The following is a 6,623-nucleotide window of genomic DNA, read 5'->3' on the forward strand; positions in this document are numbered from 1 at the left end:
TATCCTGTTTTAGTCACGCTGATTCGGGAAAATCCAGTTCGGATAAACTTCACTGATTGCTGTCATACGATAATCAGACAAATCGGCCAGCTCTCTCTGCTCTGTTTCAGGTAACAGAAGAACATCAAAAATAATATCAAAGTCTTTTGCGAAACCTAATGTCTCGAAGCGGTCATCTGTCAGCCTGAACTGCCAGCCGTGAATGTCCCGTTCGCCTCGGGTCCACTCTACAGTACCCCTGATCCGGAATGCATACTGGTCTTCGTCTCCGAAAGAAAAATAATGGGTATCGTCTCTGGATCCCAGATAATCGTAAATCATTGGCTGTACCCTGGCATCAGCTTCATATTTTTCCAGTGCATTCAATTGTCTATAAAGAGACGGGCTCTGACGCTGGGCTCTTATGACCTGCCGATCCTCATCTGACCGAATCCCTAAGATATAGGTATATTCTCTGATTCCGGGGTGAATGTAATCATTCTGCTCCACCCAGAAGCTGTAGCGGAGATGACCGAAGACAAAATACAGCAGACTGAGTAAAAGGATACTGATCACACTTAAATTAGCCCCTTTCCTCAGCTTCTGACCATTGGCTGTGTAAGAATAAATAAAAATATAGACAAACACAAGGACAGCCAGGCCGATTATGGTCCAAGGCATGATTAGTGAGTAGAAGCGTTCGGCTTCGATCCAGGATTCATACATAGGTTAGCTCCTTCTACTTCTCTTCCAGTAACAGCTGGTCGACCATCGGCAGATAAAGAACATCTCCTTCATCCAGGTCGATCACCGGCTTGTCTTCTTCAAACCTCTGTCTCTGCATTTCATTCATTTCATATATTTCCGGGGTAATCTGCCCTCGTTCAAGCAGCGACTGATTGTCTTCTGCGCTTATGACCCCGGCAGGATTCATACGCGAGTGCAGTTCAATAATGGCTACCTCATCATTCTCAGAAAGGAGATAAAGTTCCGAAGCCCTGGGACCCGTAGCACTTTCTATCGTATACTGCCCGGGTGACAGGTGCGTTCCTACACTGTAGTGTCCGGATGTCAGTGTGATCTGCTCTTCACCGAGCCCGGTATTCACCCAGTTGTTCCCGGTTTCTCCAGAATAGTCCACATAAAGGATTGGATCATTCCCGCTTACCTCAACCGTGTAGCCTTCTCGCAAATCGACATAGGCCTGCATCACGCCAGTTTCATTCTGAAAATGCTGATCAAAAGCCACTGAATCAGTTTCGTCTCTAATCACGACGTGTGCTGTGTGGATGATCCAGAATTCAGGCCTGAAATCGCTCGACTCACTTTGAATATAAACCCGACCTTCAGGCAAGTCTTCGCCTACACTATACTCCCCTTCGTTCAGTTCAAAAGAGCCTGCGTCAGAAAAGTCCAGCGCGTCCTCTCTTAATCGGCTGCTCAGCGGATACCGTCTATAGATGCCTTCGAATGCCTCATCCACCTGGGATGATTCGCTGTAGCGCTCAATCGCTTCCTCATCAGGTTCGATCGGCCCCCCATCATAATGCGGTGAGCGGAGACCTGTAAAGCCGGCACAGCCGGAAAGCAGCATAAGTACACCGCTCAGTCCAGTCAGCTTGACGGACAGTTTAAACCGGTTCAGTCTCATGCTCATGCCCCCTGTCGTAAGAATGAAGTTCCAGGCCGTAGAGATGAGAATAATATTCTCCCGTTCCAAGCGGTCCCACTGTCAAGGCACCGTCTTTCATCTGACGGATCATCTGATAAAGAGCCAGCTGTTCTTTTTCATTAAGGGTTTCAAGTGGAATGCACAGCATGCTGTTCCCCAGATGCATAGTTCCTTCAGGCAAAGCTATAGACTCTTCCAGCTTCTCAGTCTGCTTCTGTGTACACATGAGTTTGAAATAGTCGATTTTATCTACATGGTGGTCGAAGACAAAATGCAGCTGCTTGTCTTTCAGGAAAAAGACTTTGTCCGCGTACTCGTCCAGATTGTCGAGCAGGTGGGAAGCGACCATGATGATTTTTCCATCGCGTCTCAGGTCAATCAATATGTCAGAGACGAGCGACACGTTTTCCGGATCGAGTCCGTTCATGACCTCGTCCATGAACATGATCGGTGTATCGGCCGCCACCACCATGGCAAAGCAGAGTCGCTGGCGCATACCTAGAGAGTAGGTGCTGACTTTGCGGTCCACATAGTCTTCCATTTCCAGACGTTTGATGATCGCCTGAACCTGATCGCGCTTGCCTGACCACATATCCGCATACATCTGGATATGCTCCGTTCCGGAAAAGTTTTCATGCAGATCGGCCTGATTCGGAAAAAAGGTGATTAGCTTATGCAGAGCCAGAACATCCTTGTCCTTGGCAGAGTAGGCTGTCCCATCCACTTCGATCGTCCCGGATCTGACCGGAATAAAGCGCATGATCGCATTGAACAGCGTCGTTTTCCCGGTTCCATTCGGTGCCACAAGTCCGATGATCTGTCCATTGTTCAATGTAAACGAGATGTTTTCCAGTACAACACGATCGCCGTAAGCAACGGTCATATCGGTGATAGTTAATGTCATTTAGTTTCTCTCCTTTTTAATCCAAGCGACTGAGTCGGAATGAGGCTGAACAGGTAGTGAAATGCCCCTTCAAGAGCAAGCCAGATCACCAGGGCAATCAACGGCAGGCGCCAGAATTCGATGCCTGGAAGCTGGAACTGTTTCGCCATCTCTCCAGTCAAAACGCCTACGCTGTTTGTGTAGAATGACGGCTGCCAGCCTGTAAGTGGTGGAAAGACCTGCCATAACGTATAAGACAAGACCAGCCCGGCTGTGATGAACAAGGTCAGGTAGACATTTCGGATCATCCAGCTCAGTCCGGTGATGATCAGCAGAAACAGGAAACTGACAATCATGCCCATTCCGATCAGAAGGAGGCTGTACTGCCAGAGCGGGATGTATCTGATGGTCTGATTCATATATATTTCAGTCGGATAATTCAAGCTGCCAGACGTTTCAAAGAACAGTGAAATGAGATAACTGGCCGCCAGCCCACCCAGAGCCACGACCCAAGTCAGGAACCAGAGCATCCCGCTTCTAACCCGCCACTGAGCTTTAAAAGGAACAGGCAGCCCCTGGGTCACACTGTAATTCTTCACTTGATCTTTCGTAAAATGATCCCCCGCGAGCAAAGCGATTGCAATGAACACGATGACCGTCACGAACAATTCAACCTGCTGCTGAAGAATCTGAGACGACGCATACGGGTTCCATTCGATATCAAGGTTGTTGTCTTCAAGTGCATTGAAAAACGCGATCTGCTGCTCCACTTCTTCTATCGACGGCAGATAGACGTCCTGAAGAAGATCATAGGATTCAAAATCAGTTTCTTCATGAAGATAGAGATTATTTTCAGCCATTTCTCGGCCGTTATTTAAATAATCGGACACCACCTCTTCCAGCCCCTCTACAGTATTCCCTTCACGTTGAGTCATGATGTAGCGGTTCAGTCCGATCAGGATCGAATTACGTCCCAGTCTCTGCTGGACTTCCTGACCTATTTCTCCTTCGAAGTGTGAGTCCGGAATCATTCGGAAAATCTGATGCGCATCACTGTATTCTGCACGCAGCTGCATCTCAGGCAACGTCACATTCTGCTGTCTGTAAAGCAAGGAAAAGGACCCGAGAAAGACAAAGAATCCAATCAGCAGCAGGCGTGTCTTCCAGTCTCGAAGCATCAGCCGACTGTTCCATTTAATTAATGTTTTCATCTGTATTCATGCCTCCTATCCTAAGAATGTCTGTCTAGTAATGAGTTTCGATGCCAAGTAGTTCAGCCCTTCAATAATCAGTAGGGTAACAAGCAGGACAATGATGCCTCTTGAATACGGAACAGGTTCCTGGACAATTGCGTCGATCATGCCTGTTGCCGCACCTCCCACCTGATAGTAGGTCTGAGGGTACCAGCTTATATTAAGTCCCAGCAGTTCTGTCGTCTCTTCCCCGTAGTAAAGAAAAGGAAATAACAATGCAAAGGATGTAGCAATCAGAACGACGACATCCTGCTTGACGATCAAGCTGAGCAGCGTATTCAGACGGGTAAAGCCGTAAAGAAGCAGTGCCAGAATCGGCAGTGCCCGGATAAAAAATGTTGAGAGATCAATAACAGACGAGATGGAGGTATGGAACGGTTCGCCTTCAGGTGCGGCTTCAAAAACACCAGCAGGCAGCGATCCAAAACCAAAGCCGTACTGGATGCCATTGACGAGATAGAAAATCCCGGTCATGGCCGCAAAGAACAGCACAACAAAGCCGAGAGCAGCCAGAGACTGGACCATTAGATAGGTAAACCAGTTTTTGGAGACTCCGAGTTTTTGAGTGGTCAGTTTTCTGTCTTTTGTCACCACATCACTGATCATGAACAGCAGCAGGAAAATAAGTATGTAAGGGCCCCATCCGATCAGAAATAGATGCATCTGCTGCAGACTCGTCCGTTCATGAATATGGTGAAAACTGAGCGGTTCGACTTCATTAACGTAGACTTGATTTTTCATAGACTGAAAGTCCCGCTCCTGAGCATAGCCCAGTATGGGAATATTGAACCCTTCAGCTTCTATAACGCTTCCCGGATCTCCCTGAGGTCTGTAGTTAATTGTCAGGTAGCGTCTGGCGTCCCCAGTCCGAATCGCTGTCAGCAGTTCACGCTGATTCACGTACTCGTTTCTGGCTTGCTGATAGGCACTCGTCCCGGTAAAAAATGATGGCAGGGTCTGCCCCGTTTCCAGACGGTCTTCAAAGGTCTGCTGATTTGAGACGATAGACCGCTCGAGCTGAGCAACATCCACATCAAAATCTTCCGTTAGATTAGGCAAGATGAGAAGGCTATGTGCCAGCACGACGCCTAAACTGAGAACCATAACCAGCCTGTTCTTCTTATTTCTCCACATATATTTCAAGGTTTCTTTTATAATCTGCTTGTACATTCAACCGATCCTTTATCTATGTATTTGTACTATTTAAATCATTCTATCATAGAAAACTAAGAAAAAAAGACGTTTTATCATTTTTTTCTAATGCGGATCATTCTTCATACTTTCTTCATAATATGAGCCGTTATATCGGCTCCGATATGACTGTTATTCACTTGAATCATTAATATAGAATTGTTCTTTTATCATGAACCAGTGAGAAACTCACTCGGTATATTTCACTCGTAATATTCTGAATAAACTACATTATGGCACTTTAGAATACAGTTCAGCTTACCAGTTGAGTCGTAAACTAAAGTAGTTTTGATCACGGTCTAGTTTATCAGCACGGTTCATCATTAGACTCCATAATTTTGTATTCATAACGCAGTTTAAGAAGACATTTATCCCTATACTTCACTTACCATTGTAGACAAGGGGCTCGAAAAAGTTTCCGAGAAAATTTTCCACCTCTTCTCTTTTAGTCCTGTTCTTTATAATGAAAAAACTCCCCGAACAGGGGAGTTTTCACTCAATCAATTAATTTTCAATCGTCAGTGCGTATTCGTTGTTCAGCATGTAGGGTCTGTAATACGCAAGTGTACCAGCCATCGGCAGCACATCTTCTGGCAGCTGAATACCCAGCTCGTCACGCAGGTAGGCTCTCCTGCTTTCGATTCGTTTCCACATATCAGGATAGTCTACCCGTATGGCCTGCTTCAATTCATCATCTGCTAGAAGGACCGTACTTTCAGCTGAAACCCCGTTATGGCCAGTCTGAGAAGGAATGAAATCGACTTGAAACAGCATCCCCGACTGAACGACTGCTTCTGATCCTTTGTAAAATGGCGAAGACAGCCATTCTTCATCTGCCGTCAGATGACCCGGGCAAAGATGCCAGCCGTATGTGTCCTGCGGATAAAAATTATTGAAGGCATCATAAAAGTCTCCACCGCGCAGACCTATTTTCAAGTTCGTCAGCCAGTAATGATACGCTTCAAAATAAGGCATGACGACCTCTTCTAAGTATCCTTCATCTACTCCAGCAAGTTCTTCTTCATTTGTCACGGCATAGCCTGACCTGCTCGACAACCCGCCTTTATAAGAAACCGTCAGGGCCACTTTGTCTCCTTTGACGAGTCTATTATCAGTCGGGTAAAGATTCCCTTTTATAAATCGGTCACCGAATGCACCGATCGTGACCACATTGTTGTATTGGCCATCTCTGTTGAGACGGTTCCCCATTTCCAGCTCGCTCACTCCGACAGTCAGACCATTCATCGCATCCAGTACCGCATCTGATGCCAGAGCTGCTCCGTATTCGTAATGTGCCGCTTCATTGGCATTGATGGTCACTCGTGCGCCATTTTCCGGACCGACCAGAAGCGCTGTCGCATTGACAAGCTTGTCTTTTCCGGCAACCGTCTCCAGGGCACTAACGATAAATTGCGAGATATCGAACTGACGAGCCATCCCCGGAATCAGCTTCCAGCCGACAAGGCCGACCTGACTGGACGTATCTATATCTGTCTCTTGAAGAACAGCTGGTGAACTACCCACCACTTAAATCCTCCGGATTTTGAAGTGGGGGCTTCCTACGAACTCCATTCTTGTCTGCACAGGTTTCATGCAGACAGAGGAATCGGATATGGGTAGGCTCAAAAGGCAGTCCCTGCCTCAT

General features: G+C 46.8%; 6 protein-coding genes. All 6 read right to left on the reverse strand.

Features of this window, described 5'->3' with window-relative positions; translation table 11 throughout:
* Window positions 1-9 precede the first annotated feature (9 nt).
* Window positions 10-705 carry a hypothetical protein gene (locus tag BLR76_RS02045; protein ID WP_091264831.1) on the reverse strand — a complete coding sequence of 232 codons (696 nt, stop codon included), beginning with the start codon at window positions 703-705 and terminating at the stop codon, window positions 10-12.
* Window positions 706-718: 13 nt separating this feature from the next.
* Window positions 719-1,630 (reverse strand): hypothetical protein, encoded by a 912-nt coding sequence (locus BLR76_RS02050; protein WP_091264832.1) that lies wholly within the window; start codon window positions 1,628-1,630, stop codon window positions 719-721.
* Complete coding sequence (locus tag BLR76_RS02055; protein WP_091264834.1) at window positions 1,611-2,555, reverse strand: ABC transporter ATP-binding protein; 945 nt, start codon at window positions 2,553-2,555, stop codon at window positions 1,611-1,613. Before BLR76_RS02055 ends, BLR76_RS02050 begins: the two co-directional genes overlap by 20 nt.
* Window positions 2,552-3,745: a hypothetical protein gene (locus BLR76_RS02060; protein ID WP_091264837.1), complete on the reverse strand. Its 1,194-nt coding sequence runs from the start codon at window positions 3,743-3,745 to the stop codon at window positions 2,552-2,554. The genes BLR76_RS02055 and BLR76_RS02060 overlap by 4 nt, the downstream gene beginning before the upstream one ends.
* 15 nt (window positions 3,746-3,760) lie before the next feature.
* Entirely contained in the window at window positions 3,761-4,957 is a 1,197-nt protein-coding gene (locus tag BLR76_RS02065; protein ID WP_091264840.1) for a hypothetical protein, read from the reverse strand.
* A 525-nt stretch (window positions 4,958-5,482) separates the two neighbouring features.
* Window positions 5,483-6,502, reverse strand: coding sequence for a M24 family metallopeptidase (locus BLR76_RS02070; RefSeq protein WP_091264843.1), 1,020 nt, complete (start codon window positions 6,500-6,502; stop codon window positions 5,483-5,485).
* Window positions 6,503-6,623: the final 121 nt, after the last annotated feature.

The sequence above is a fragment of the Alkalibacterium thalassium genome (assembly GCF_900101165.1).
Classification (GTDB): Bacteria; Bacillota; Bacilli; order Lactobacillales; family Carnobacteriaceae_A; genus Alkalibacterium; species Alkalibacterium indicireducens.